Source organism: Klebsiella sp. CN_Kp088, assembly GCF_040064335.1.
Lineage (GTDB): Bacteria > Pseudomonadota > Gammaproteobacteria > Enterobacterales > Enterobacteriaceae > Klebsiella > Klebsiella aerogenes.
Genome location: NZ_JBEAIQ010000025.1, coordinates 61,517 through 86,531, shown reverse-complemented (window position 1 = coordinate 86,531; position 25,015 = coordinate 61,517). Strand labels below are relative to the sequence as shown.

General features: G+C 56.7%; 27 protein-coding genes, 1 pseudogene and 1 other annotated feature. Of the genes and pseudogenes, 9 read left to right on the top strand and 19 right to left on the bottom strand.

Annotated elements, in window-relative coordinates; genetic code table 11:
• Positions 1-10: 10 nt before the first annotated feature.
• From uhpA to ivbL, 4 genes are all read right to left on the bottom strand, one after another.
• A complete protein-coding gene (gene uhpA / locus ABLV08_RS15805) occupies positions 11-604 on the bottom strand; it encodes a transcriptional regulator UhpA (protein ID WP_015369064.1) in 594 nt (197 codons plus the stop codon).
• Between the two features lie 150 nt (positions 605-754).
• Positions 755-1,042 (bottom strand): acetolactate synthase small subunit, encoded by a 288-nt coding sequence (gene ilvN / locus ABLV08_RS15800; RefSeq protein ID WP_016162014.1) that lies wholly within the window; start codon positions 1,040-1,042, stop codon positions 755-757.
• Positions 1,043-1,045: 3 nt separating this feature from the next.
• Positions 1,046-2,734, bottom strand: a complete 1,689-nt coding sequence (ilvB, locus tag ABLV08_RS15795) for an acetolactate synthase large subunit (protein WP_032709481.1) — start codon at positions 2,732-2,734, stop codon at positions 1,046-1,048.
• A gap of 104 nt (positions 2,735-2,838) precedes the next feature.
• The gene (ivbL, locus tag ABLV08_RS15790) at positions 2,839-2,934 is read right to left on the bottom strand and encodes an ilvB operon leader peptide IvbL (RefSeq protein WP_016162016.1); all 96 of its coding nucleotides are present in this window, start codon (positions 2,932-2,934) and stop codon (positions 2,839-2,841) included.
• 12 nt (positions 2,935-2,946) lie between these two features.
• Between ivbL and ABLV08_RS15785 the strand changes: the two are divergent.
• From ABLV08_RS15785 to emrD, 5 genes and pseudogenes are all read left to right on the top strand, one after another.
• Positions 2,947-3,115: pseudogene (locus tag ABLV08_RS15785) on the top strand (hypothetical protein).
• 370 nt (positions 3,116-3,485) lie between these two features.
• Entirely contained in the window at positions 3,486-3,605 is a 120-nt protein-coding gene (tisB, locus tag ABLV08_RS15780; protein ID WP_004145059.1) for a type I toxin-antitoxin system toxin TisB, read from the top strand.
• An 89-nt stretch (positions 3,606-3,694) separates the two neighbouring features.
• Complete coding sequence (locus ABLV08_RS15775) at positions 3,695-4,141, top strand: GNAT family N-acetyltransferase (RefSeq protein WP_015369061.1); 447 nt, start codon at positions 3,695-3,697, stop codon at positions 4,139-4,141.
• Between the two features lie 67 nt (positions 4,142-4,208).
• Positions 4,209-5,042: a DMT family transporter gene (locus ABLV08_RS15770; RefSeq protein WP_048231455.1), complete on the top strand. Its 834-nt coding sequence runs from the start codon at positions 4,209-4,211 to the stop codon at positions 5,040-5,042.
• 175 nt (positions 5,043-5,217) lie between these two features.
• Positions 5,218-6,402 (top strand): multidrug efflux MFS transporter EmrD, encoded by a 1,185-nt coding sequence (gene emrD / locus ABLV08_RS15765; protein ID WP_015369059.1) that lies wholly within the window; start codon positions 5,218-5,220, stop codon positions 6,400-6,402.
• Positions 6,403-6,472: 70 nt separating this feature from the next.
• Here the strand turns inward: emrD and dsdC are convergent, their stop codons facing one another.
• Positions 6,473-7,396 (bottom strand): DNA-binding transcriptional regulator DsdC, encoded by a 924-nt coding sequence (gene dsdC / locus ABLV08_RS15760; RefSeq protein WP_058674163.1) that lies wholly within the window; start codon positions 7,394-7,396, stop codon positions 6,473-6,475.
• A gap of 223 nt (positions 7,397-7,619) precedes the next feature.
• Here dsdC and dsdX point away from each other — a divergent pair, with 223 nt between their 5' ends.
• The gene (dsdX, locus tag ABLV08_RS15755; protein WP_015369057.1) at positions 7,620-8,957 is read left to right on the top strand and encodes a D-serine transporter DsdX; all 1,338 of its coding nucleotides are present in this window, start codon (positions 7,620-7,622) and stop codon (positions 8,955-8,957) included.
• A gap of 16 nt (positions 8,958-8,973) precedes the next feature.
• A complete protein-coding gene (gene dsdA / locus ABLV08_RS15750) occupies positions 8,974-10,302 on the top strand; it encodes a D-serine ammonia-lyase (protein ID WP_348856019.1) in 1,329 nt (442 codons plus the stop codon).
• Here dsdA and ABLV08_RS15745 read toward each other — a convergent pair.
• The 5 genes from ABLV08_RS15745 to ABLV08_RS15725 all read right to left on the bottom strand — a co-directional run bounded on the left by ABLV08_RS15745 (position 10,299) and on the right by ABLV08_RS15725 (position 14,523).
• Positions 10,299-10,727 carry a hypothetical protein gene (locus ABLV08_RS15745; RefSeq protein ID WP_020077630.1) on the bottom strand — a complete coding sequence of 143 codons (429 nt, stop codon included), beginning with the start codon at positions 10,725-10,727 and terminating at the stop codon, positions 10,299-10,301. The genes dsdA and ABLV08_RS15745 overlap by 4 nt on opposite strands.
• Positions 10,728-10,783: 56 nt before the next feature.
• Entirely contained in the window at positions 10,784-11,146 is a 363-nt protein-coding gene (locus tag ABLV08_RS15740; RefSeq protein WP_015703888.1) for a DUF202 domain-containing protein, read from the bottom strand.
• Positions 11,136-11,483 carry a DUF202 domain-containing protein gene (locus ABLV08_RS15735; protein ID WP_015369053.1) on the bottom strand — a complete coding sequence of 116 codons (348 nt, stop codon included), beginning with the start codon at positions 11,481-11,483 and terminating at the stop codon, positions 11,136-11,138. Before ABLV08_RS15735 ends, ABLV08_RS15740 begins: the two co-directional genes overlap by 11 nt.
• A 98-nt stretch (positions 11,484-11,581) precedes the next feature.
• Positions 11,582-12,904, bottom strand: coding sequence for a 6-phospho-alpha-glucosidase (locus ABLV08_RS15730; RefSeq protein WP_348856018.1), 1,323 nt, complete (start codon positions 12,902-12,904; stop codon positions 11,582-11,584).
• The gene (locus ABLV08_RS15725; RefSeq protein WP_020077627.1) at positions 12,901-14,523 is read right to left on the bottom strand and encodes an alpha-glucoside-specific PTS transporter subunit IIBC; all 1,623 of its coding nucleotides are present in this window, start codon (positions 14,521-14,523) and stop codon (positions 12,901-12,903) included. The genes ABLV08_RS15730 and ABLV08_RS15725 overlap by 4 nt, the downstream gene beginning before the upstream one ends.
• A gap of 297 nt (positions 14,524-14,820) precedes the next feature.
• Here ABLV08_RS15725 and ABLV08_RS15720 point away from each other — a divergent pair, with 297 nt between their 5' ends.
• Positions 14,821-15,567: a GntR family transcriptional regulator gene (locus ABLV08_RS15720; RefSeq protein WP_348856027.1), complete on the top strand. Its 747-nt coding sequence runs from the start codon at positions 14,821-14,823 to the stop codon at positions 15,565-15,567.
• Here ABLV08_RS15720 and ABLV08_RS15715 read toward each other — a convergent pair.
• The 3 genes from ABLV08_RS15715 to ibpA form a co-directional block, all read right to left on the bottom strand.
• Positions 15,535-17,196 carry a putative transporter gene (locus tag ABLV08_RS15715; protein ID WP_049053715.1) on the bottom strand — a complete coding sequence of 554 codons (1,662 nt, stop codon included), beginning with the start codon at positions 17,194-17,196 and terminating at the stop codon, positions 15,535-15,537. The two genes, ABLV08_RS15720 and ABLV08_RS15715, sit on opposite strands and share 33 nt — an antisense overlap.
• Positions 17,197-17,319: 123 nt before the next feature.
• Positions 17,320-17,748, bottom strand: a complete 429-nt coding sequence (gene ibpB, locus ABLV08_RS15710) for a small heat shock chaperone IbpB (protein WP_015369047.1) — start codon at positions 17,746-17,748, stop codon at positions 17,320-17,322.
• Positions 17,749-17,864: 116 nt separating this feature from the next.
• A complete protein-coding gene (gene ibpA, locus ABLV08_RS15705) occupies positions 17,865-18,278 on the bottom strand; it encodes a small heat shock chaperone IbpA (RefSeq protein WP_015369046.1) in 414 nt (137 codons plus the stop codon).
• Positions 18,272-18,346 (bottom strand) — a sequence feature (ROSE (Repression Of Heat Shock gene Expression) occurs in the 5'-region of heat shock genes and acts as an RNA thermometer to modulate expression.). (Overlaps the previous gene by 7 nt.)
• 233 nt (positions 18,347-18,579) lie before the next feature.
• Here ibpA and ABLV08_RS15700 point away from each other — a divergent pair.
• Positions 18,580-18,909 (top strand): YceK/YidQ family lipoprotein, encoded by a 330-nt coding sequence (locus tag ABLV08_RS15700; protein WP_015369045.1) that lies wholly within the window; start codon positions 18,580-18,582, stop codon positions 18,907-18,909.
• Position 18,910: 1 nt separating this feature from the next.
• On the opposite strand, the gene ABLV08_RS15695 is transcribed toward ABLV08_RS15700, so the two are convergent.
• The 6 genes from ABLV08_RS15695 to dgoR form a co-directional block, all read right to left on the bottom strand.
• Entirely contained in the window at positions 18,911-20,137 is a 1,227-nt protein-coding gene (locus ABLV08_RS15695; protein WP_163374208.1) for a DUF3748 domain-containing protein, read from the bottom strand.
• A 51-nt stretch (positions 20,138-20,188) separates the two neighbouring features.
• Positions 20,189-21,526, bottom strand: coding sequence for an MFS transporter (locus ABLV08_RS15690; RefSeq protein WP_032706561.1), 1,338 nt, complete (start codon positions 21,524-21,526; stop codon positions 20,189-20,191).
• Between the two features lie 177 nt (positions 21,527-21,703).
• Entirely contained in the window at positions 21,704-22,852 is a 1,149-nt protein-coding gene (dgoD, locus tag ABLV08_RS15685; protein ID WP_348856017.1) for a galactonate dehydratase, read from the bottom strand.
• Complete coding sequence (locus ABLV08_RS15680) at positions 22,849-23,466, bottom strand: 2-dehydro-3-deoxy-6-phosphogalactonate aldolase (protein ID WP_004181595.1); 618 nt, start codon at positions 23,464-23,466, stop codon at positions 22,849-22,851. The genes dgoD and ABLV08_RS15680 overlap by 4 nt, the downstream gene beginning before the upstream one ends.
• A complete protein-coding gene (locus ABLV08_RS15675) occupies positions 23,450-24,328 on the bottom strand; it encodes a 2-dehydro-3-deoxygalactonokinase (protein ID WP_348856016.1) in 879 nt (292 codons plus the stop codon). The genes ABLV08_RS15680 and ABLV08_RS15675 overlap by 17 nt, the downstream gene beginning before the upstream one ends.
• Complete coding sequence (gene dgoR, locus ABLV08_RS15670) at positions 24,325-25,014, bottom strand: D-galactonate utilization transcriptional regulator DgoR (RefSeq protein WP_348856015.1); 690 nt, start codon at positions 25,012-25,014, stop codon at positions 24,325-24,327. The genes ABLV08_RS15675 and dgoR overlap by 4 nt, the downstream gene beginning before the upstream one ends.
• Position 25,015: the final 1 nt, after the last annotated feature.

Here is a 25,015-nt window from a genome sequence, read left to right as displayed (position 1 = left end):
ACGACGGTGTTCATTGCCAGCTATCGAACATGCGGCGCGCCAGCTCAACGTCGTTACTGACGCCCAGTTTTTCCAGCAGGTTGGCGCGATGAACGTGAACGGTTTTCGGCGACAGACCGAGCTCAGCGGCGATCTCTTTCACCGCCATACCCTGCGCCAGCTTTTCCGCCACCTGGCGTTCGCGTTTGGTGAGCGGATCCTGGCGCCCGGCGGCCAGCTTCATGGCGATATCCGGCGTGAGATAGCAACCGCCCGCCGCCACCGTGCGGACCGCGGCGATAAGTTCATCCGGGCTGCAGCGTTTCGACAGGAAGCCGCGCGCGCCGGCGTTCAGCGCCTGCTCGATCAGCGCCGGGCTATCGTGCACCGACAGCATGATGGTCGCCATCCCCTTAGGCAGCTGGCTTAACAGCTCCAGCCCGGAAATATCCGGCATTGAGATATCGCAGATACAGACCTGTACACCGCGCCCCGGTAGCCCCGCCAGCGCCTCGCGTCCACAGCCGAATTCAGCGACAACCTGAAAATCAGCTTCCAGCCCCAGCAGCTGAGCAAAACCGGAGCGGACAATCAAATGATCGTCAATAAGGGCGATGGTAGTCATGGTGTTTCCTGGTGCCTGAAAGCGCCGGATGGCGGCGTAAACGCCTTATCCGGCCTACGGATTCACTCCCTGTAGGCCGGATAAGCGCAGCGCCATCCGGCAAAGGCGCTTACCTTAGCGGTAAGCGCGTAGCTGTTCAAGCCTTGAGCGCTATTCGAAGAACACCGCAATTTTGTTAAACATGGTGGGATCGGACTGGTTACGCGCCACATTGGTGACATCTTCCAGCTTTTCAATCTGGCTAATCATCTGCCCCAGCCGCTGGTCATCATTTACCAGCAGCCAGATGCGGCTGTGCTCGCTGCCCTGAATCGGCAAGCAGAGAATACCTTCAACGTTAAACGCGCGGCGGGCAAATAGCCCGCAGACGTGGGTCATGACGCCTGGGTGGTTGCGGACGGTGAGTTCCAGAATGACGTTATCGTGTTGCTTTTGCATGGCTTATTCCCCCACCATCTCAGTATTGGCCGCACCCGGCGGTACCATCGGATACACTTTTTGCTGCGCGTCGATTCGCACGTGGATCAACGCCGGACCTGGGCGGTCGATAATCGCCTGCAGCGCCGCCTGCGGATCGGATTCGTTATTTAAATCACAGGTTTGCAGACCAAAACCGGCAGCTATCTGCATAAAGTTAATCATCCCCGGATAGGTCGCGGCGAAGACGCCCTGCTGATAGAACAGGCTCTGCTGCTGATGCACCAGCCCCAGCGCTTCGTTGTTCATCAGGATAATTTTTACATCCAGCTGATTTTCGGCGGCGGTGGCCATCTCCTGAATATTCATCATCAGGCTGCCGTCACCGGAGAAACAAATAACCTTCCGCTGCGGATTCGCCAGCGCCGCGCCGATGGCCGCCGGCAGGCCGAAGCCCATGGTGCCGAGACCGCCGGAAGTCAGCCACTGGCGCGGACGGTTGAGCGGATAGGCCTGCGCCGTCCACATCTGATGCTGACCCACATCGGTGGTGATGATCGCCTCATCATCAACGCAGGCGGCCACGGCGTTAATCAGGCCGTAATGGGAGAGCGGATCGCTTTCCTGCGGGATGGCGCAGGGGAATTCTCTTTGTAAATCAGCCACCAGTTGGCGCCACTCATCACGCGGCTGCGCCTCAATCTGCGGAATAAGCTGGGCTAAGACCTCCGCCACATCGCCCTGAATCGCTACGTGCGGTTGCTTAATTTTGCCAAGCTCCGAGCGGTCGATATCGACGTGAATAATCTTCGCGTTCGGGCAGAACTGCTCGGTCTTGCCAATCGCCCGGTCATCAAAACGCGCGCCTAAAACAATCAGTAAATCAGCTTCTTGCAGAATAAAGTTAGTACTGCGTGCGCCGTGCATCCCCAGCATCCCCAGCGACAGCGGGTGCGCCTTCGGCAGCATACCCAGCGCCATTAAGGTCATGGTGGTCGGCAGGTTGGCTTTTTCCGCCAGCTCACGGATCGCCTGCGGCGCATTAATCACGCCGCCGCCCAGATACAGTACCGGGCGTTTCGCCGCGTTGATCATTGCCGCCGCTTCACGCACGCTTTCAGGCGCGCATGCCGGTGCCGGGGCGCGCTCGCCTGGCTCCGGCAGCGCTTCCAGCTCAATGGTCGCCGCCTGTACGTCCTTAGGAATGTCTATCCACACCGGCCCGGGGCGCCCGGACTGGGCAATACGGAAGGCGTCACTCATCACCTGCGGCAGCTCGGCGATGTCGCGCACCAGGTAGTTATGCTTGGTGATGGGGATAGAGATGCCGTAGGTATCGACTTCCTGGAAGGCGTCGGTGCCGATCATTGAGGCCGGAACCTGGCCGGTGATGCAGACCAGCGGAATAGAATCGAGGCGGGCATCGGCGATGGCGGTAATCAGGTTGGTGGCGCCAGGGCCGCTACAGGCCATGCAGACCGCCGGTTTACCTTCGGTACGCGCCATCCCCTGAGCGATAAAACCCGCCCCCTGCTCGTGGCGCGCCAGGATGTGGCGGATCTGCGTGCTTTGGCTCAAGGCATCATAGATGGGCAGGATGGAGCCGCCCGGAATGCCGCTGACCATAGTGATACCCTGGCGTTCCAGTAAATGAACAACCAGCTGCGCGCCGGTAAAGCGCATTGTGTTTGATGTGGTGCCCGAACTTGCCATGCTCCAGTCCTTTTATTCTGGGCCGACTTTACCGGGGGGCTCGCCAACAAAAAACCCCGCTCGGTTTGCGCCGGCGGGGTTTGGAATTCGTGTTGTTCCGGACCCTACGGCGCATTGCCGACGACGACCACCACAGACACGACGACCACCGCGGCAGGCGCGGTTTTTAGTAGGGTCGAAGTCATCATGGCAGCGTTCATTAGGGACCTGTTGTGTCGAAAAATAAGCTGAATTTATACAAACACAGGTTTTGCGTTTTCACAATGGATTTATTTTCATCCACGAGAATTTGCGCGAAAGATCACAGTTTGCGACATCAGCGGCAGAAAACAAAAAACCCCGCCGGAGCGAGGTTTTTATCAGCATTTTTACGGGTGGTAGCCGCAAGCACACTGTATTACGTCAACGACAAAAGTATACGCGATCGCTGCAATTCGCGCAATTTAAGGTCGAAATTTCTCTGTCATAGAGTATGGATGGCGGGTGCGAATTTGTCCAAAAAATACTGTTCATACATACAGTATTTATCTATACTGGATGTGTTCACTTTGTGCCATTCGGGGGCCGCAAGTTTGACCGGCGCAACGAAGTCCTGGCTGAAACGGGTGGTGCCGTCAGTGCCTTAACCCCGAGAGAGCACACTGTGTTACGTCAACAATGCGTCGTGTCCGGCCCGTGCGGCCATCACTGCGCAACCCCTGTGAGAACAGGGATAAGCTGGCAACAGGCAGCGGAAAGGTACGTCAGCTTATTGTGCTCCTTAACCACAGGAGACGCGCGTATGGGCGGAATGGATATTATTATTTTAATCCTGAAACTCATGGTTGCTGTGTTGCAACTACTTGATGCAGTCCTGAAACAGTTCCGCTGATTCAGGTTCAAGTCGCACCTGAGGGGGGCGGGAAACCGCCCCCCTACAGGCGTCCTGCGGGCGTTCCGGGAAAACTTGATGGAGGAACCATGCCACCGCTATTAATTGCCGCAACAACGCCGGAGGATCCGGGGTTCGTTGCGCTGCGCGCCGAAAGCCTTGAACAGCACTTCAATATGCTGCGCCGTCTGGCGGAAAACTGGCAAAGCGGCAAAAACCGCTTTAACGCCCCTGGTGAAAAGCTGCTGGGCGCGTTCGTCCGTGGCCAGTTAGTTGGGGTCTGCGGTCTGAACGTCGACCCCTTCAGCCAGCAGCCGCGGGCCGGGCGCATTCGCCATCTCTATATTCGCGATAGCCATCGCCGCCAGGGAATTGGCCAGCAGCTGCTGCTCTCAGTCATCACGCATTCCGGCGCCTGGTTCGATTTCCTTAACACTCATGCCCCGGCGCAGGCCTGGCCCTTTTATGAACGCTTTGGTTTCCGCCCGGTATACGATGAGCCGCGGGTCACGCATCGCCTGTTCTGCTCGCTGTAAGCGTGGCTGGCTGGCGGAACGGGGTCATGTTACAGTCCGCTGACCTTAACTGCTGAATCTGCCTGCGATGACCATCACCGTATTCTGCATTTTGCTTTTCGCCGCACTGCTCCACGCCAGCTGGAACGCTATCGTCAAAGCCAGCGGCGATAAAGTGTACGCGGCGATAAGCGTCAGCGGGTCGGCCTCGCTGATCGCCCTGGTGATGCTCCCCTTCGCGCCGCAGCCGACGCTGGCCAGCGCCCCTTATCTGGTGGCGTCATGTGCATTGCAGGTGGTGTATACGGTACTGGTGGCGAAGACCTATCAGGTGTCGGATATGAGCCAGACCTATCCGCTAATGCGCGGCACCGCGCCGTTGCTGGTCGCGGCTATCAGCGTGATATTTCTCGGCGATCGCTTATCGCCGCTAGCCTGGTTGGGTATTGGCGTCATCTGCCTGGCGATTCTGGCGATGGCCTTTAACGGCCGCGTCAGTTCCCGCAAAGGCATCATGCTGGCGCTGATCAACGCCTGTTTTATTGCGGGTTATACGCTGGTGGACGGCACCGGGGTACGGCTGGCGGGATCGGCGCTCGGCTATACCCTGTGGACCTTTTTTATGAACGGTTGCTGCCTGCTGTGCTGGGCGATGGTGGCGCGGCGGCGCGAAGCCAGCCGTTATTTACGCCAGCACTGGAAAAAAGGCATCCTCGGCGGCGTCGGCACCATGGGATCCTACGGCCTGGCGCTATGGGCGATGACTCAGGCGCCGCTGGCGGTGGTCGCCGCGCTGCGTGAAACTTCCATTCTGTTCGGCGCGCTGATCGCGTTTATCGTCCTGAAAGAACAGGTGGTAGCGCTGCGCATCGTTGCCGCCTGCGGTATTGCCGCCGGAGCAATCCTGCTGCGCCTCTCATAGATTAAAATGGCAACATTAGTTGCCGATCCTGTTTACAAAACCTGCCTGAATTTTCCCCAACAATCGGTGCTATGTAGTTGTTCTGTCATTTTATTGTGGTAGATTCCTCCATCGTTTAAGGGGTGTGCCAGTCACATATTCTTCATTTCTCATTGCTCACGAAGTATTCATCGACATGAAACGGCATAAGAACTTCAATTTGTTGTTGATGCTGGTACTGCTGGTGGCCGTTGGCCAGATGGCGCAGACCATTTATATTCCGGCTATCGCCGACATGGCGGTATCGCTTAACGTCCGCGAAGGGGCGGTACAAAGCGTGATGGCGGCCTATCTCCTGACGTACGGCATTTCCCAGCTGTTCTACGGCCCGCTCTCCGACCGCGTGGGCCGCCGTCCGGTGATCCTCGTCGGGATGTCTATTTTTATGCTGGCGACGCTGGTTGCCATCACTACCCATAGCCTGCCGGTATTGATCGCCGCCAGCGCCATGCAGGGGATGGGCACCGGCGTCGGCGGCGTGATGGCGCGCACCCTACCGCGAGACCTGTATGAAGGCGCGCAGCTGCGTCACGCTAATAGCCTGTTGAATATGGGAATATTGGTCAGCCCGCTGATTGCGCCGCTGCTCGGCGGCATCCTTGATACCCTGTGGAACTGGCGCGCATGCTACGCTTTCCTGCTCATACTGTGCGCTGGCGTAACGATTAGTATGGCGAAATGGATGCCGGAAACGCGCCCACAAGGCGCGCCGCGGACGAAACTACTGGCCAGCTACAAAACGCTGTTCGGTACCGGCGCCTTTAACTGTTACCTGTTGATGCTGGTGGGCGGACTGGCCGGGATTGCGGTGTTCGAAGCCTGTTCCGGCGTGCTGATGGGCGCGGTCCTTGGCCTGAGCAGTATGGCGGTCAGTATTCTGTTTATTCTGCCGATCCCGGCGGCGTTCTTCGGCGCGTGGTTCGCTGGCCGTCCGAATAAACGCTTCTCAACGCTGATGTGGCAGTCGGTTATCTGCTGCCTGCTGGCGGGAATTATGATGTGGTTGCCGGGGCTGTTCGGCATTATGACCGTCTGGACACTGCTGGTGCCTGCGGCGCTGTTCTTCTTCGGCGCGGGTATGTTGTTCCCGCTGGCTACCAGCGGCGCGATGGAACCATTCCCGTTCCTCGCCGGTACCGCTGGCGCGCTGGTTGGCGGCCTGCAGAATATCGGCTCCGGCGTGCTGGCCTGGCTGTCGGCAATGATGCCGCAAACCGGGCAAAGCAGCCTCGGCCTGCTGATGATGTTAATGGGGCTGTTGATTCTGCTGTGCTGGCTGCCGCTGGCCTCGCGCTTTACCAGCCACCAGCAGCCGGTCTAAGCGCCGCTGGCGCTCCCCGGATAGCGGCTTACGCCTTATCCGGGCTACCCCCTCGGCGGCTGCTTTTGCCTTATGTCAGGCTGTGCAACCATTCGATAAAGGCGTCGATTTTCGGCCACTGACGGCCCGGCAGGGTCGTCACATAGTAGTGCTGGTGACACTTCAGCGTCATGTCGCCGAACGGCGCGATAAGCTCCCCGCTATCTAACCGCTTCTGCACCAGCCGCTTACGCCCCATCGCTACCCCGACGTGATTCATCGCCGCAATCACCGCTAAATCAGAACGATCGAAGCCGATACCCGACGATTGCGGCAATTCAATCGCAAATTGCTGCGCCCAACTGAACCACTCATCGGTACCGGAATCATTGCTCCATGCCTGGCGGTCATGTAGCAACGTGCAGTATCGCAGGTTGCCTGGATTGTGGATTAACTGCTGCTGTTGCGCGTAATTCGGCGTACATACCGGCACGATCGCTTCATCCATCAGAAAATGATGGCTTAGCTGTGATGACGGCGCATCATCAAAATAGATCGCCAGATCGATACCCGCCCGCTGTAGATTGACGTTATCGTTGCCGGTGAGCACAGTCAGCGAAATGGACGGATAGCGGCGAGTGAAATCGCCCAGCGCCGGTACCAGCCAGCACTGCGCGATCGACGGGCGCGAGTACACCGTCAGCGTGCCGGAGAGCTCCTGATTTTTAATATCCAGAATCTCCTGGTTAAGGCTATCCAGCGAGGATTTCAACGCCCAGAATACCCGCCGCCCCTCGCGCGTCAGCTCCACCTTGCGGTGCGAACGTATAAATAGCTGAATACCCAGCTCTTCTTCCAGCTGGTTGATGCGATGGCTAACGGCGCTCGGCGTCAGCGACAGCTCTTCCGCCGCCAGTGCAAAGGACTCATGGCGAGCCGCGACTTCAAAGGTATACAGCTTTGACAACTGCCAGCCGTTCAGCAGGCGATTACCCATCTCTTTCATCACATCCATCAAAATTCCCCGCCTTTTCTTTGCCGGTAAGTGTAAAAAAAACGCAGCCGGAGCGCGCCTGAAAGATGAATAAAAGTGACTCAATACACATTTAACGGTCTATTTAAGAACCAAATCACGCTTTTGCATCAATTTGGCTCACCTGAAAGGCGATTTATATCGTTTGTCAGCCTATGTCGCTTTTCTGTTCAATAACCACACGTTATTTACGGCGAGGTGGGGTATGGAATCTCAAATCTGGGTGGTATGCACGCTATTTATCAGTATCGTGTTAATCGTTTTAACGATCGTCAAACTGAAGTTTCATCCGTTTCTGGCGCTCCTGCTGGCGAGCTTTTTCGTCGGCGCGATGATGGGCATGGGGCCGCTGGATATGGTCAACGCCATTGAGAGCGGTATTGGCGGTACGCTTGGTTTCCTGGCGGCGGTGATCGGTCTCGGTACCATCCTCGGGAAGATGATGGAAGTCTCCGGCGCGGCGGAACGCATCGGCCTGGCGCTGCAGCGCTGTCGCTGGTTGTCGGCAGACGTAATTATGGTGCTGGTTGGCCTGATCTGCGGTATTACGCTGTTTGTTGAAGTCGGCGTGGTGCTGCTAATCCCGCTGGCGTTCTCCATTGCCAAAAAAACCAATACCTCGCTGCTGAAGCTGGCCATCCCCCTGTGTACCGCGCTGATGGCGGTGCATTGCGTGGTGCCGCCGCATCCGGCCGCGCTGTTCGTGGCGAATAAACTCGGCGCAGATATCGGCACGGTCATCGTCTACGGCCTGCTGGTTGGCCTGATTGCCTCGCTGGTTGGCGGCCCGCTGTTCCTCAAGCTGCTCGGCAACCGCCTGCCGTTTAAACCGGTGCCGACCGAGTTTTCCAACCTTGAAGTACGCGAAGAATCGACGCTGCCCTCGCTCGGCGCTACGCTATTTACCGTGCTGCTACCGATTGGGCTGATGCTGGTGAAAACCGTCGCTGAATTGAACATGGCTAAAGGCGGCACGCTGTATATGTTGCTGGAATTTATCGGCAACCCGATCACCGCGATGTTTATTGCCGTCTTTGTCGCTTATTACATTCTTGGTATTCGTCGCCAGATGGGGATGGGCGTCCTGCTGACCCATACTGAAAACGGCTTCGGATCGATTGCTAATATTCTGCTAATTATTGGCGCGGGTGGCGCGTTCAACGCGATTTTGAAATCCAGCGGCCTGGCCGATAGCCTGGCGGTGATCCTCTCGAATCTGCATATGCATCCGATTCTGCTGGCCTGGCTGGTGGCGCTGATCCTTCACGCCGCCGTCGGTTCCGCTACCGTGGCCATGATGGGCGCCACCGCTATCGTCGCCCCGATGCTGCCGCTGTATCCCGGCGTAAGTCCGGAGATCATCGCTATTGCCATCGGTTCCGGCGCGATTGGCTGCACGATCGTAACGGATTCCCTGTTCTGGCTGGTGAAACAATACTGTGGCGCAAGCCTCAGCGAAACGTTCAAGTATTATACGACGGCGACATTTATCGCTTCTTTACTTGCACTCGCCGCCACCTTCCTGCTTTCTTTCATCATCTAAGCGAACGAGACGTAATATGAAAAACGCTGACCTGACCCAATTAACCGCGACCTTCCCGCTTGTACAGGAGCTGATCGCGCTGAAAGAAACCACCTGGTTTAACCCGGCGACGACGACGCTGGCGCAAGGTTTGCCCTATGTCGGCCTGACCGCCGCAGATGTAAAAGACGCTCACGAACGCCTGCAGCGCTTCGCGCCGTATCTGGCGGAAGCCTTTCCGGAAACGGCCGCCACCGGCGGGATTATCGAATCAGAAGTGGTTGCCATTCCGGCAATGAAACGCCGCCTCGAGCAACAATTCAATCAGCCGATTAATGGCGATCTGTTACTGAAAAAAGATAGCCACCTGCCGATTTCGGGTTCCATTAAGGCGCGCGGCGGCATTTATGAAGTGCTGACCCATGCGGAAAAGCTGGCGCTGGAAGCCGGGCTGCTCACCATCGCGGATGATTATCGCAAATTGCTGACGCCGGAATTCAAACAGTTCTTCAGCCACTACAGCATCGCCGTCGGTTCTACCGGCAACCTCGGTATGTCGATTGGCATCATGAGCGCGCGCATTGGTTTTAAGGTGACGGTACATATGTCGGCGGATGCCCGCGCATGGAAAAAGGCCAAACTGCGCAGCCACGGCGTAACGGTCGTTGAGTATGAAGAAGATTACGGTGTGGCGGTCGAACAGGGGCGCAAGGCGGCGGAATCCGACCCAAACTGCTTTTTCATCGACGATGAAAACTCGCGCACGCTGTTCCTCGGCTATGCCGTGGCCGGCGAGCGCCTGAAAGCGCAGTTTGCCCAGGCAGGGCGCGTGGTCGATGCCGATCACCCGCTGTTTGTCTATCTGCCATGCGGCGTTGGCGGCGGCCCCGGCGGCGTCGCATTCGGCCTGAAACTGGCGTTTGGCGACCACGTTCACTGTCTGTTCGCCGAACCGACCCATTCCCCATGCATGCTGCTCGGCATTTACACCGGGCTCCATGACCAGATTGCGGTGCAGGATTTGGGGATAGATAACCTGACCGCCGCCGATGGTCTGGCGGTCGGCCGCGCTTCCGGCTTCGTTGGCCGGGCGATGGAGCGCCTGCTCGACGGCCTGTATACTCTCGACGATCAAACGATGTACGACATGCTGGGCTGGCTGGCAACGGCGGAAAATATTCGCCTTGAGCCGTCCGCGCTGGCCGGTATGGCCGGGCCGCAGCGCGTCTGCGCCAGTAAAGCGTACCATCAGCTACAAGGACTGAGCGACGAACAGCTACGCCACGCCACTCACCTGATATGGGCGACCGGCGGCGGCATGGTGCCGGAAGAAGAGATGGCGCAGTATCTGGCGAAGGGGCGTTAAATCGCCCTCAGCAGCGGCATCAGTTCGCCCGGTGACCGCTGCTGTTTACGCAGATCGCGCATGACCCGCATACAGGGCGCGCTGGCGACATAGAACTGGCGGTAGCCTTCACAGAGCGGATCGTCGTCGCCTGCGCATAATCGCCGCCACGCACAGACAAAACAGGCGCTATTGGCGGCCAACTGCCGTTGTTCGCGCAGCGGTTCGCCGCACCAGATACGCAGGGTTTCCTCAAATAACGTAATCGTTATGCGGCCAATATCTTCCCGCGCCCAGATGTGGAAAATGGCGCAAAGGAAATTTCCCCATGCATTGGCATCTTCCGCTCTGAGCTGTGGAATAAAACGAACGGCGCGCACGCCCTGTGCGCGTAGCTCCCGATAGAACTGCAGCGGTTGCTGGCAATGGTGGAGATAAACTTTCACCTCCTGAACTGCCGGTTCGTTATGAGCGAGGGAGTGGCATTCTGTCCGACATCCTGTCATGTCACATCCTTAAGAAATAAAATGATCTGCCGTAGATGCGTTACAGCAAACAATAATGACAGCGAAAGCACTGCGAGGGAGATCAAAAATTTGTCACGAACTGCTCCCGGCTGCAAAAAATCGCTCTCGCCGACATCCATTAAATGGCGGCTGCGGGTGTAGCGCCAGAGAATGATCGCCACCACTGCCAGTACGCCAATCGATATCCAGAACGCCAGCCCGGCGCTATGCCAGTTATGCTTAATCGCCAGCGCCATCAGCGCCCCGTAGCCAAGCAGAGTACGGAACCACGCCAGCGAGGTGCGCTCCGGCTGCAAACCAGGATCACTCTCCCGCCGCGCCCGGCGTTTATCCGCCATACAGCACCAGCAGCATCACCGCCGCCACGACCGCCAGCAGCAGGACGCTAATCACCAGCAGCGTACGGGTATAGGGAAGATCCTGCTTCAGGCGCATCGCCTTTTCGTTACTCAACCAGCGCAGATAGCCATACACCGCCAGCCCGCCGGCAAACAGGCACAGCAGCAGCGCCAGCACTTCGCGAATAAGCGGAGTGGCAAAATCCGGCGCCAGCTGATCGAGCCCGACGCCCGCGGCGAGAAAGCCGAGCGCCGTACGGATCCACGCCAGAAAGGTGCGTTCATTGGCCAGCGAAAAGCGGTAATCCGGCGCTTCGCCAATGCGGGAAATTTTCATCAGCAGTCCTTGTTCGTCAGGCAAACAGGCCACAGCATAGCCTAAATCACGAACAGGAGAGAAGAACCGGCACCCGATGGATGCCGGTAAAACGAGGGTTAATGCAGCTCAGGCCAGTACGCTTTATTAGCGGCAATCAGGTCATCGAGGATCGCTTTCGCCACAGAGGCGCTCGGTACGGTTTTCGATAGCGTAATCGCCTGCCACAGCTTGTGATATGAACGCTGCTCCCACGCATCCACCACCAGTTTTTCCACCGCCACCTGCTGGCTCATCATCCCTTTCTGGAAATGCGGAATATCGCCCACCGTCAACGGCTCCGGTCCGTTATGACCGACCAGACAAGGGATCTCTACCATCGCGTCGGCATCAAAGTTATGGATTGCGCCATTGTTCGGCACAATCAACAACATTCGTTCCTGAGTGTTAAAGGCGATAGCCGTCGCTAAATCGACGATATACGACGCGTGTTCATCGATCTCCAGATCGCCCGCGTAAGATTTACCGGCGGCAATAATCGCCCGGCAGGCGCTAAAGACGTTTTTCTCCCGATGATCCATTACCTCATTCGCGCGGGTACGCTCCGGGTTGGAGTGCGCGACCACGTAATCCGGGAACAGATAATATTTCAGGTAAGTGTTTGGCATCGTTTGCGGATCCAGCGCCTGTACATCTTTCGCTTTGGCAAACGTATCGTTCCAGCTGGCTTCGGTGTGCGGGTCGTTCGATGGCGGTACATAGCCGTATTTCGCCACATACTCGCGCAGTTTCGGCATCAAATCGTTGCCGTCGAGATCTTCAATTGAGGTCCACCAGCCGAAGTGATTAAGGCCGTAGTAACGCACGCGCATCTGTTTGCGGTCTTTCAGCCCGACGATTTGCGCCATCCGCCCTTCAATGCCGATCGGCATATCGCAAATATTGAGAATTTTAGCATTAGGCCGCAGGCGACGTGTGGCTTCTGCCACTATCGCCGCCGGGTTGGAGTAGTTGAGCATCCAGGCGTTTGGCGAATATTTCTCCATATAATCCACCAACTCCAGCACGCCGCCGATAGAGCGCATACCATAGGCAATCCCGCCCGGTCCGCAGGTTTCCTGACCCAACACGCCGTGGCGCAGCGGTATTTTTTCATCTTGCTCGCGCATCGGGTATTTGCCGACGCGGATGTGCGCCATCACGAAGTCGACATCGCTAAAGGCGGCCTGCGGGTCGGTGGTGTAGCTGAACTCAATCTCTGGCGCCTGTTCTTTGAGGATAATTTTACAGGCTTCGGCGATAGTCTCCTGACGCGCGCCGTCGTTGTCATAAAATTTTAGCGCCCGCAGCGGGAAACGATCGCGGTTTGCCAACAGCATTAAAACGATGCCAGGGGTAAAGGTACTGCCGCCGCCTGCGATAACAACTGAGAATTTTTTCATGATACTGCCTCCGTCATGGTGGTGTGTTCGGTCGATAAAGAATCTTTCATTAAGGTTTCCAACTGGTCGCGAACCTGCGGGACATGCAGACCAACAATGACCTGAATGCCGTTGCCGCGGCGGACCACGCCGTGAGCGCCGAGTGCTTTAAACACCTCGTCGCTTTGCGTTTTCGCCATATCCACCAGCGCAATACGCAGTCGGGTGGCGCAGTTATTGATGCTTTCAATATTGCCGGCCCCGCCCAGCGCCTGCAGGAAGCCGGCGGCCTGACCCAGCTTGTTTTCCGCAGCTGCCGCCACGCTGGTTTTACCGCGCGCCTCCTGATAATCCGCTTTGCTGTAAAGCTTGATTTCGCTGTCTTCGCGACCCGGCGTTTTCAGGTTCAGGCGCAGGATCAGGGTGCGGAAGATGACGAAGTAGATGCCGGTAAAGCAGACGCCGATGCCTATCTGGATAAACATCATCGACGCGTGGTGATGGAACATCGGGATCCAGTTTTGCGGCAGGAACTGATCGAGCAGGCCGCCGCCGAAGTTCCCCACGACGCCGCAGATATACATCACCGTCGCCATGGTGGCCGCCAGCAGCGCATGCACGGCAAATAGCAGCGGTGAGATAAACAAGAAGGTAAACTCGAGTGGCTCGGTAATGCCCACCAGCACCGCGGTCAGGGTGGCGGGGATCAGCAAACCAGCGACCTTCACCCGGTTTTGCGGCGCGGCGGTGAAGTAAAGCGCCAGCGCAATACCCACCGAACCAAAGACTTTCGAATTGCCATGCAGCGCAAAACCGCCCTCAGGGAACAGCGCTTTCAACGGTTCAACGCTCTGGCTAAATTCCTGCAGATGCTGCGCCCAGTAGACCTGGATGCCGCCTTCCACTACCGCCGGACCAAAGATAAATGGCCCATAGACAAAGTGATGCAGGCCGGTCGGGATCAAAATGCGCTCAAGAAAGATGTAAACCCACACCCCGAGCGCACCGGCTGAGCGCAGGAAAGCCTGCAGCGACTCAATCCCCATCTGTACCTTCGGCCAGCCGAGCAGCGTTAGCCAGGCACAAGGGATCATCGCGAGAAAAGCAACTATCACCACGAACGACGATCCCTGAAAAATACCGAGGAACACCGGCAGCGGTTTATCGAAGTAACGATTGTGCAGCGCGGTGACGATGCCGGAGATAACGATGGCTCCGATAATGCTGGTATCCAGGGTTTTAATCCCGGCAATCATCGTCAGGCCGCTTCCCGCCGTGGGATCCAGGGTGAAATCAACGCCGAAGAAGTGGCCCCAGGTCATCCCCATGGCGTTGATGAAGTAGTTCCAGGTAAGAAAACTGACCAGTACCGCCAGGCAGGCCCGGCCCTGGGCCTGCTTCGCCAGGCCAATCGGCAGGCCGACGGCGAAAATCAGCGGCATATTACGAAAGACGGTCCAGCCGCCCTCTTCAATGATGTGAACAATTTGCGCGAACAGGCTATCGGGTGCGGTGAGCGCTTCGCCGACAAACATCGGATTACGCAGCATAATGGCGATACCCACCACAATCCCGGCGAATGGGAACAGCAAAACCGGGGTAAACATGGCGCCGCCAAAGCGTTGTATTTGACTGAGCATTTGAAAATCCTCATGTAACAACTCGTAGGGTAAGTGGCCTTTTTTTGTTCTTTACCGGCCTGCTTCGAGCATAGGAATTCGCCCCGTCGGCAACATGCTGCGCCGCTGCGATTCGTGATCGCATTCATGGTTTTAATTCGGTCAATGTTGTCTACTTTTTGCGTAAAACATAGACACGATGAATTGAGGTGACGAAATCAACGTCAGCAATAGTTTTTAATTTATTGTTTTTTATAATTTTATAATTCACGTCAGCTAACTATCGCTGATTCATCAATGACGAATAGAGGTCTACTGGTGATCTACAAATCTATTGCTGACAAACTGCGTTTACGGCTCAACTCTTCCGATTTCAACATTGGCAACCCGTTACCGGGCGAGAAAAAACTGGCGCAGGAGTTCGGCGTGGCGCGCATGACGATTCGCAAAGCCATTGACCTGCTGGTGGAAAGTGGATTAGTGGTGCGCCGCCACGGCTCCGGCACCTATGTCGCGCGCAAAGATGTACACCATGAGACCAGCAACCTGACCGGGCTGGCGGAAGTTCTGCGCCAGCAGGGTAAAGAAGTGGTGAGTCAGGTGTTGATATTCGAAGTGATGCCCGCGCCGCCGGCTATCGCCAGTCAGCTGCGAATTAAAATTGATGAACGGATCTATTTCTCACGCCGGGTGCGCTACGTCGATGGTAAACCACTAATGCTGGAGGACAGTTATATGCCGGTGAAACTGTTCCGCCATCTGTCGTTGGGTCATCTGGAGGGGTCGAAGTTCGACTATATCGAGAAAGAATGCGGTATCACCATCAGCGGCAACTATGAAACCCTCACCCCGGTACTGGCGGATAAACAGTTGGCCCGCTCAATGAACGTGCCGGAGCAGACGCCGCTGCTGCGCATTACCTCACTTTCCTACAGCGATAGCGGCGAGTTTCTTAACTATTCCGTGATGTTCCGCAACGCCAGCGAGTATCAGGTGGATTACCACCTGCGCCGGGTCCAGGCACAGAGCCCGCTAACTCAGCCCCCAGAACAGCACGGCCAGTAGCTGAGGGGTGATTATCCGCAGGAACATCACCAGCGGATAAACCGTGGCGTAGGAGAGCGCCGCCGCGCCGCTGGTGGCGTGCAGGTTGTTGGCGAAGGCCAGCGCCGGCGGGTCGGTCATTGAGCCGGCCAGCATGCCGCAGAGGGTCAGATAGTTCATCTTCGCCAGCATCCGCGCCAGTATGCCCACCGTCAGCAGCGGGATAGCGGTGATGAAAATACCGTAGGCGATCCAGCTGAGCCCTTCGCCGTGGAGCAGGGTGTCGACAAAATTGCCGCCGGATTTCAGCCCCACCACCGCCAGAAACAGCACAATACCGAGTTCGCGCAGCGCCAGGTTGGCGCTCGGCGGCATAAACCAGTACAGCTTGCCGATGCTGCCGATACGCCCGAGGATCAGCGCCATAATCAGCGGCCCGCCGGCCAGCCCCAGTTTTAACGCTGCCGGGAAGCCAGGAATAAACAGCGGAATAGACCCCAGCAGCACCCCCAGGCCAATGCCGATAAACACCGGTAGCATTTGTACCTGTTGCAGTTTTTGCTGTGCGTTGCCGAGTTCATTGGCCACCGCGTCAATGGCCTGTGGACGCCCAACTAAGTTAAGAATGTCGCCAAACTGCAGGCTGGCATGGCTGCTGGCCACCAGCTCCACCCCGGCGCGATTAAGCCGCGAGATCACGACGTCATAGCGTTGTTTAAAGTGCAGATCGCGGATTTTCTTCCCTAAGACCTTCTCGTTAGTGACCACCACGCGTTCCACTTTGAGATCGGTTCCGCGCGTTGAGAGCGAAGTCGCCACCTCTTTACCAATCACCAGCTGCGCATTGTGTAAATCCTCCGGCCGCCCGACCAGGTGCAGCAGATCGCCATGCTGGATAAGCGTACCCGGCGCCGGCACCATCAATAGCTCATCGCGCTTCAACCGCGAGCAGATAATTTTGTCGCTGTTGAGCATTGGCACATCCTGAATCGCCATATTATTCAGGTTCGGGTTCTCCACCCGCACGTTAATGGTGTGCAGATGAGCGTGCCCGTTACCGCTGCTCTCATCAAACTGCTGCGCCTCTTTTTCCACATTGATGCGGAAGAACAGCCGCACCAGCCACATGGTCAGCAAAATGCCGCAGATACCAAACGGGTAGGCCATCGCGTAACTCATCCCCATCTGATCGACGACATCAAACGGCAGGCCAAGATCGCGCAGGATTTGCTGTCCGGCGCCAAGCGCCGGGGTATTGGTGACCGCACCGGAGAAGATACCAAGCACCACCGGCAGCGGAATATTGAACAGTTTATGCAGGATCGCAGTCACCAGCCCGCCAAGTACGACGATAAGGATCGCGAACAGATTGAGCTTAAGTCCGGAGACGCGTAACGAGGCAAAAAAGCCCGGCCCGACCTGAATACCGATGGTATAAACGAAGAGAATAAGGCCGAATTCCTGGATAAAATGCAGCATCGGGCTGCTCAGCGTAATCCCTGCCTGATCCACAAAGTGGCCCACGATAATGCCGCCAAACAGCACGCCGCCGATGCCAAAACCGACGCCGCGGATTTTGACATTACCGATCCACAATCCCACCACCGCAACCAGCGCCAACACGCTGACGGTCAATGCTATATCACTCATACTATTTTCCCTGTGAATAACATTATTATTAACAGGGATTATGACTGAAGGCGGGAATACTGTATGTAGTCCCGCGCACAAAAAAGCCCCGAGTTATCGGGGCTTGAAAGCGATGTGGCTTAATTAACTATTCAGTGCCGGGCGCTCGCTAATGGCGATACGCTGCGGGGCGGCGACTTCCGGCTCGTGGCGGGTTAAGTCGATATGCAATAAGCCATTGGTAAAGGTGGCGCCGGAGACTTCCATATTGTCCGCGAGGGTGAAACTCAGGCTGAAGGCCTGATTCACCAGCCCCTGGTGCAACCATTTGGTCTCTTTTTCAGCGGCCTGCGGCGTGCCTTTAACGGTCAGACGCGTACCTTCCAGCTGAATATCCAAATCTTCCTGACGGAACCCGGCTACCGCGAGGGTAATGCGGTAATGGTTATCGTCGCTTTTTTCGATGTTATAGGGCGGGAAGGTTTGGCTTTCACCGGCGGTTTGCAGGGCGTTAGCCAGTTTGTCAAAACCGATCCATTGACGCAGCAGTGGGGATAAATCGTAGTTACGCATAGTGTTTTCTCCTTCTGAGAAGCGAGTAGGTACCTGCGAATTCAGCGAATTCGCATTTGCTCCCTGACGGCGAGCAAGTTGTATATTCAGGCCGCCGCGCGGCCTGAAGAGGACGATTAGTTAATTTCGATACGGCGCGGTTTGTTCGCTTCCGGAATCACACGTTCCAGATCGATATACAGCAGGCCGTTGACCAGGTTCGCGCCGCGAATATGAATGTTATCGGCGAGCTGGAATTTACGCTCGAAGTTGCGCTCCGCGATACCCTGGTACAGGTAGGTGCGCTCTTTCTGCTCGGCGGCATGGGAGCCTTTCACCACCAGAAGATTGTCTTGCGCGGTTATCTCTAATTCGCTTTCCGCAAAACCGGCGACGGCAATCGCGATGCGGTAATTGTTTTCATCTACTAATTCAACGTTATACGGAGGGTAGCCGCCGTTGCCCTGGTTTTGATTATTTTCTAACAGGTTGAACAGACGGTCGAAACCAATAGCAGAACGATAAAGCGGGGAGAGATCGAAATTACGCATAGTAAATAGCTCCTGAAATCAGCGAGAATTCAATGGCTTTCCATCATGGACAAGCCGTTATGACCCGGAATACCCCTCAGGCGTATCCTCATTGGGTGACACTACTAAAATGGGTGTGCCCCGACGCTTTTCAAGGCCTTTTCGGCCAAATTTTTTTGCAGTTTGCTGGCGAATGCTTAGACTGGTTGCAAAGCACAAAAGGCAAAGTGCGATACTCGCCACAGTGCAGTGCAATAACGCTAGGCATTCACGGGACGGCTCGTTATAACCGAAGTAACCCCGATAAAATGACGGAAGAGTGATGAAAAGCGGATTGTTAAAGCTGGTCCTGTTCAGCGGGATGATTAGTTTGGGCGGTTGCTCCAGCGTGATGTCGCATACCGGCGGCAAGGAAGGAACCTACCCAGGCACGCGCTCCAGCGCCCATACGCTGGGCGATGACGACACTAACTGGGGCGTGAAATCGCTGGTGGCCCTCGATATGCCGTTCACCGCGGTCATGGACACGCTACTGCTGCCGTGGGATTTATTCCGCACCGATAGCTCGGTCAAATCGCGCGTCGAAAAAAGCGAGCAGGAGACGCTGGCGACCAACTCCGTCATCCCGCCAGCGCCAATGCCTTCGCGCTAAGCTAGCGCTGCGTTTCGGTTATCCACAACTGGCGATAACCGTCGACGTCTTCCATCCACGCCAGGTATTTGCCATCCGGTGAAAATACGACGGCATCCGCGGACGGCGGATTTTCGCGATCGGTCGTCAAATAACTTACCGCGCCGCTGCGGGCATCGCAGAGCGCGATTTTGTTTTCCACCACACATCCCAGCCACGCGCCCGACGGATGCCAGTTAAATGCTGACTGGATGCCCGTTACCGTATGTGTCAGCTGGCGCGGCTCGCCGCCCGCAGGCGGGATAAGCCACAGCTGTACAACGCCTGCGTCATCACGCATCAGAAAGGCGATCTCGGTGGCCTGCGGATTGGCGCGTACCCAATGGCGCGGTACATTCACCAGCCCCGGATAGCGGCGCTGGTGGGTAAAGGTCAAGCGGCGCTGGCTTATGCCTGCCGGCGGCGCGGGCAGCGTCGTTGCTGTACCGGCCAGCGGCATATCGCCCTGCCGCTTCCAGCCCGCCTCATCCCGCGGCAGCGTCACCATAAACAGTTCAGGCACTTTGTCGCCGTTTTCCGCCAACGTATCGCCAATGAACGCCAGGGCATGATTACCCACCCATCCCTCTTCATAGGCGCGATTGATCTCATCGCTGCCCGGTAATGGGTTCGCCGTGGTACGGCTCACCAGCACGCACCAGTGGCTGCCGGCATATTCACGGGGATGCGTGCCCTGCGGGCTCACCGGGCCATAGGGCGCGGCCACGCCAACGTTGCGCAGATCCAGCGCCGGATCGTACTCGTGCAGTACGTGGTCGTTATAGGTGAAGCTAACAAACTGGCCGTCAGGGCTGAAGACATGAACATGGCTGCCGCCGCGCAGCGCGCCGGGGGTATAAGGCGCGGTAATATCCAGCGCATCAAGATTGCGGGTTTCACCCTGCCAGCTCACCACCCCGCGGCGGTGATGAAAATCGTAATGCCAGTTGGCATCCGGGTGTTCAGGGCCGTGAATAAAAACGTATTTATCTTGCGTCGGGTGTACGGTGACCACGCCAACGCAGGCGCCGTCAGCGGCGCGATAGAGCGTCTCAACGGCGCCGCTATGGATATTCACCCGCTCAATGGTCTCGCCGGTGAAAGAGGCCCCCGACGGGCGGACGTCGAAAACCAGCCACTGGCTGTCCGGGGTCCAGGTATTGATATTGGTAAGCTGATGGTGACGGGGAGCAAAAGTGACTTGTTTCATGACGATACCCTGATGCGAGACTTACGCATCAGGGTAGCGTATCGCCAAAATTTAGCCTACACGTTTCACATCGCCGACCAGCAGGATATAAGACAGCGCGCCGATCAGCGCCACCACGGAGATATAAACCAGTGCCGGGCCAAAGCCATAATCCTGCGCCAGATAACCAATCACCAGCGGTACGGTGATACCACCCAGTCCGCCAACAAAGTTAAACACCCCGCCGGTCAGGCCGATCAGGCGCATCGGCGCCAGGGAGGAGACCAGCGACCAGGTGATAGACGCAAAGCCGTTGCCGAAGAATGCCAGCGCCATCAGCGCCATGATCCACACGGGGTCGTTGGTATAGTTCGCCCCCATGATGCAGGTGGAGATCAGCAGCCCGCAGATAATCGGCGTTTTGCGCGCTACGCCCAGCGAGTAACCTTTTTTCACCAGCTTATCCGCCAGCCAGCCGGAGAGCAGGACGCCAAAAAACGCGGCGAGGAAGGGCACCGTGGTCATAAAACCGGCCTTCAGCGCGGTGATGCCTTTTTCCTGGGTTAGGTAGTTCGGGAACCAGGTCAGGAAGAACCACAGCGTCGAGGTAACCGCGAACTGCCCAAGGTAAACGCCAACCAGCTTACGGTGAAAGACCAGCTTCCAGTCCGCTTTTGATAACGGTTGACGCGCCTCTTTCTTCAGCGGCGCATCGCCATCCACCAGGCCGCCGCCGTCGCGGATATAGTCGAGCTCGGCTTTGCTGATGCTTTTAGTCAGGCGCGGCGGTTGATAAACCTTAAACCAGATTAACGACCAGATAATGCCGATCCCGCCGGTAACGATAAATACCCAATGCCAGCTTAATAGCTCCTGGATCCAGATCAGTAGCGGCGTGAGGAAGGCCAGGCCCACAAATTGCCCCGAGGTATAAAACCCGACGGCAGAGGCGCGTTCGTGCTCCGGGAACCAGCTGGTCACCATGCGGTTATTGGTCGGGAAGGCTGGCGCTTCGAAGATGCCGGTAATGGCGCGTAAACCGATAAGCGACATTAAGCCGGTGGCGAAGCCTTGTAACAACGTCGCCACGGACCAGCCAAATATAGCGATAAAGTAGGTAAGCCGGGATCCCACGCGGTCAAGGAACCAACCGCCAGGGATCTGACAGAGGGTATACAGCCAGGCAAAGGCGGAAAATACGTAGCCCATTTCCGCTTTGCTAATACCAAACTCCTCCTGAATATGCGCCGAGGCGACGGCGAGGTTGGCGCGGTCAACATAACAAATAACCACGGTAATAAAGATCATGATGAGCGTCAGATAACGGCGACGCCCGGTTTTTACAGCGGTAACTGAAATATCCATCGCAATCTGTCTCCAGATTTTGGGCATAGCGAAGCCGCTCACCATGCCCGGTAATTTACAGAGGGTGTTTTTGTTTTTTATTAATAACTATGTTGCGATGCGCTAAATAATTCGTGCTGGGGAAAGGCGGCAAATTTTCGCATCCCTGGGAGCATACAATAGTATGTGACCAGGGTAAGAAAATGCAGCCAACGCATCACCAGTGCGAAGTATGACGCGCATTTACCATTCGGCGACAGATCCATCCTCATACCGCCACAACGGATTTCGCCAGTCCGGCGCATTTTTACTTAACTCAATCACGCGGGCCTCATCGATTTCTACGCCCAGCCCCGGCTTCATCAAAGGTTTAAAGAAGCCGCCTTCCATATTGAAATCTTCTTTATTTTTCACAAAATCAAGCAGTTCGGCGCCTTTGTTGTAGTGGATCCCCATGCTCTGCTCCTGGAAGACCGCATTATGTGAAACGAAATCGACGTGCAGACAAGCCGCCAGAGCGATCGGCCCCAGCGGGCAGTGCGGCGCCAGCCCAACGTCATAGGCTTCCGCCATTCCGGCAATTTTATAGCATTCGGTAATACCGCCTGCGTGCGACAAATCGGGCTGTAAAATAGCCACCCCGCCCGCTTCCAGTACCCGTTTAAATTCAAAGCGCGAGAACATACGTTCGCCGGCGGCAATTGGAATATGCGTTTGCGCCGCCAGTCGCGGATAATATTCCGCCTGCTCGGCTAATACCGGTTCCTCAATAAATAATGGGCGATATGGCTCCAGCTCTTTAATTAATACCTTAGACATCGGCGCGCTAACGCGGCCATGAAAATCGAGACCAAACTCAATTTCATTGCCAAACGCTTCGCGGATTTGCGCCACGGTATTCACCGCCGCGTCAACCGCGCGGGAATTATCGATGAGCCCCATCTCTTCGCAGCCGTTTAATTTAAAGGTGTCGAAACCAATGCCGCGCAGCTTCTTAATCCCGTCAATTACTTCGGCGGGGCGGTCACCGCCCACCCAGCTGTAGGCTTTAATTTTGTCACGCACCAGCCCGCCCATCAGTTGCCAGACCGGGGCATTCAGAACCTTACCTTTAATATCCCATAGCGCCTGGTCAATACCGGCGATGGCGCTCATCATAATCGGGCCGCCGCGATAAAAGCCGCCGCGGTACATCACCTGCCACAGGTCGTTAATCCGCGCCGGATCCTGGCCAATCAGGTAGTCGCCAAATTCATGAACGGCCGCCTCGACCGTGCGGGCGCGCCCTTCAATCACCGGTTCGCCCCAGCCAACAATGCCTTCATCGGTTTCAATCTTCAGGAACATCCAACGCGGAGGTAAACGGTACGTGGTGATATTGGTTATTTTCATTTCACTGCCTCTCGATACGCTTTTACGAATGCGGCTGCCTGTTGCGCGGTACGTTCAACCGGCTGGCCGGCGCGATAGAGATCGCTACCCAGCCCAGCCCCCACACAACCGGCATTAATCCACTGCGCCAGGTTTTCCGGCGTCACGCCGCCAACGGCAAAGACCGGAACCTCCGGCGGCAACACGGCTTTCAACGCTTTGATGTAATCCGGTCCAAAAGCCGATGACGGGAAGATTTTCAGCGCCTGCGCGCCGGCATCGAGCGCGCTAAAGGCTTCGCTGGCGGTGGCGCAGCCTGGACACACGGTCATGCCGTAACCCACCGCTCGCCGGATCACTTCCGGTTGAATGTTTGGCGTCACAATCAGCCGACAGCCCATGGCCGCCAGCCTGTCGACCTGCTCCGGTTGCAGCACGGTGCCCGCGCCGATAAGCGCCTGCTCGCCGTAAGCGTCGACGACCTGCGGAATACTTTTCTCCCACTGCGGCGAGTTCAGCGGGATTTCGACCGCGTCGAAACCGGCGTCGATAACGGCGCCAACGTGAGCCAGCGCCTCGTCTGGCGTAATGCCGCGCAGGATAGCGATAAGCGGAAGGTTAGTTTGCCACTGCATAAGCGATACTCCTTATTCCTGTCTGAAATGCCGTATCGCCCGCAACCGCGGTGACTTCGCGGCCAATGGCGGCGAATGCCTGCTGATAGCGGGACGTTAACGATGATCCGGCGACGAGGCCGATCGCCTGCTGTCCGGCGAACGTGTCGCTGAGGGTGGCAACTTCAGCGCCAATCAGCAGGCCGGAAAGAAATTCGCTAACCTGCTCGCGAGGCAGCGCGCCCAGCACGTGCGAAGCGCGCACTTCAAACAGCTGCGGCAGGACGGCGGGGTTGTTGATACCGCGCTGCAGACCGGCCGCGAATGCGGTAGCGGACGTTTCCTGCGGCGGTAAGCCGGCGCCCACCAGCGAGTGCTGAAGCAACAGATGATGCAACTCACCGGTCAAAACGGTACGAAAATCGTGAATTTGCAGGCGATCGGCCAGTACCCACTTGCAGTGGGTTCCCGGCATCACGTAGACAGATGAAGGGGCTAAGGCGCGTGCGCCCAGCAGTTGCGTTTCTTCTCCACGCATGACGTTATGGTTATCGTCACGGGAAACGCAAAGACCGGGAATTATCCAGATATTGTCGCCAACGGCAGTTAACTGCTGGCCAATGTCCGAGAAAGCGGCAGGAAGCGGCAAATAGGGGGCGATTTTCCAGCCCACGTTGCTGCCAACCATACCAGCCATCACCACCGGTGTGGCGCCATCGCGCCAGTTTTGAGTAATTTCCGCTAACACCGCAGCGGGAGAGCGACCGTTCAGGCGCGTTACGCCTGCTTCAGATTGCCTGCTTTCCAGGCATTCTTCGCCCTGATAAAGCCAGGCGCGTAAATTCGTCGATCCCCAATCTATTGCGATGTAGCGAGCCGTCATGTGATTTCCTTGAGCCTTCGTGTCGAGCTGGCGATCATCGTCAACGCCGCCTGCTCCGCCGCGTCGCTATCCTGATGCCGAATGGCGTCAAATAGCGCTTTATGTTCCTGCAGGGTTTTTGGCATGTTGCCTTCATCGCCCATCCAGGTCCGTTCAAATACCGCCCGCTGCAGCGAACTGATCGCCACGCTAAGCTGCTGCAAAACCGGGTTATGTACTGACTGCAGCACCGCTTCGTGGTAACGAATATCGGCCTCGTTAAAGTCATCCCGGTTTTGGTTGTTGGCGATCATGTCATTGAGCGCCGACTCGATTTCCGCCAGATCGCTTGAGGTGGCGCGTTCCGCCGCCCAGCGGGCAATGGCGGGCTCTACCAGATTACGCACTTCACTCATCGCGCTGATAAGACGCGGGTCATAATCATTTTCCAGTACCCACTGCAGAACCTCAGTATCGAGGTAGTTCCACTGGTTTCTGGGAGCGACAAACGCGCCGCGATAACGCTTCATTTCGATCAGCCGCTTCGCCATTAGCGAGCGAAACACTTCGCGGATGATGTTGCGCGAAGTTTCAAACTCTTCACACAGTTCCGCTTCGGCCGGTAGCGCCGAACCCGGTACGTACTTACCGCTGACAATCTGTTTGCCCAGCGTGATCACGATGCGATCGGTTTTATTGAGAGTCATG

Coding starts and splice junctions, on each gene's coding strand:
- uhpA (WP_015369064.1), bottom strand. CDS start 604: ATGACTACCATCGCCCTTATTGACGATCATTTGATTGTCCGCTCCGGT.
- ilvN (WP_016162014.1), bottom strand. CDS start 1,042: ATGCAAAAGCAACACGATAACGTCATTCTGGAACTCACCGTCCGCAAC.
- ilvB (WP_032709481.1), bottom strand. CDS start 2,734: ATGGCAAGTTCGGGCACCACATCAAACACAATGCGCTTTACCGGCGCG.
- ivbL (WP_016162016.1), bottom strand. CDS start 2,934: ATGAACGCTGCCATGATGACTTCGACCCTACTAAAAACCGCGCCTGCC.
- ABLV08_RS15775 (WP_015369061.1), top strand. CDS start 3,695: ATGCCACCGCTATTAATTGCCGCAACAACGCCGGAGGATCCGGGGTTC.
- ABLV08_RS15770 (WP_048231455.1), top strand. CDS start 4,209: ATGACCATCACCGTATTCTGCATTTTGCTTTTCGCCGCACTGCTCCAC.
- emrD (WP_015369059.1), top strand. CDS start 5,218: ATGAAACGGCATAAGAACTTCAATTTGTTGTTGATGCTGGTACTGCTG.
- dsdC (WP_058674163.1), bottom strand. CDS start 7,396: ATGGATGTGATGAAAGAGATGGGTAATCGCCTGCTGAACGGCTGGCAG.
- dsdX (WP_015369057.1), top strand. CDS start 7,620: ATGGAATCTCAAATCTGGGTGGTATGCACGCTATTTATCAGTATCGTG.
- dsdA (WP_348856019.1), top strand. CDS start 8,974: ATGAAAAACGCTGACCTGACCCAATTAACCGCGACCTTCCCGCTTGTA.
- ABLV08_RS15740 (WP_015703888.1), bottom strand. CDS start 11,146: ATGGCGGATAAACGCCGGGCGCGGCGGGAGAGTGATCCTGGTTTGCAG.
- ABLV08_RS15735 (WP_015369053.1), bottom strand. CDS start 11,483: ATGAAAATTTCCCGCATTGGCGAAGCGCCGGATTACCGCTTTTCGCTG.
- ABLV08_RS15730 (WP_348856018.1), bottom strand. CDS start 12,904: ATGAAAAAATTCTCAGTTGTTATCGCAGGCGGCGGCAGTACCTTTACC.
- ABLV08_RS15725 (WP_020077627.1), bottom strand. CDS start 14,523: ATGCTCAGTCAAATACAACGCTTTGGCGGCGCCATGTTTACCCCGGTT.
- ABLV08_RS15715 (WP_049053715.1), bottom strand. CDS start 17,196: ATGAGTGATATAGCATTGACCGTCAGCGTGTTGGCGCTGGTTGCGGTG.
- ibpB (WP_015369047.1), bottom strand. CDS start 17,748: ATGCGTAACTACGATTTATCCCCACTGCTGCGTCAATGGATCGGTTTT.
- ibpA (WP_015369046.1), bottom strand. CDS start 18,278: ATGCGTAATTTCGATCTCTCCCCGCTTTATCGTTCTGCTATTGGTTTC.
- ABLV08_RS15700 (WP_015369045.1), top strand. CDS start 18,580: ATGAAAAGCGGATTGTTAAAGCTGGTCCTGTTCAGCGGGATGATTAGT.
- ABLV08_RS15695 (WP_163374208.1), bottom strand. CDS start 20,137: ATGAAACAAGTCACTTTTGCTCCCCGTCACCATCAGCTTACCAATATC.
- ABLV08_RS15690 (WP_032706561.1), bottom strand. CDS start 21,526: ATGGTGAGCGGCTTCGCTATGCCCAAAATCTGGAGACAGATTGCGATG.
- dgoD (WP_348856017.1), bottom strand. CDS start 22,852: ATGAAAATAACCAATATCACCACGTACCGTTTACCTCCGCGTTGGATG.
- ABLV08_RS15680 (WP_004181595.1), bottom strand. CDS start 23,466: ATGCAGTGGCAAACTAACCTTCCGCTTATCGCTATCCTGCGCGGCATT.
- ABLV08_RS15675 (WP_348856016.1), bottom strand. CDS start 24,328: ATGACGGCTCGCTACATCGCAATAGATTGGGGATCGACGAATTTACGC.
- dgoR (WP_348856015.1), bottom strand. CDS start 25,014: ATGACTCTCAATAAAACCGATCGCATCGTGATCACGCTGGGCAAACAG.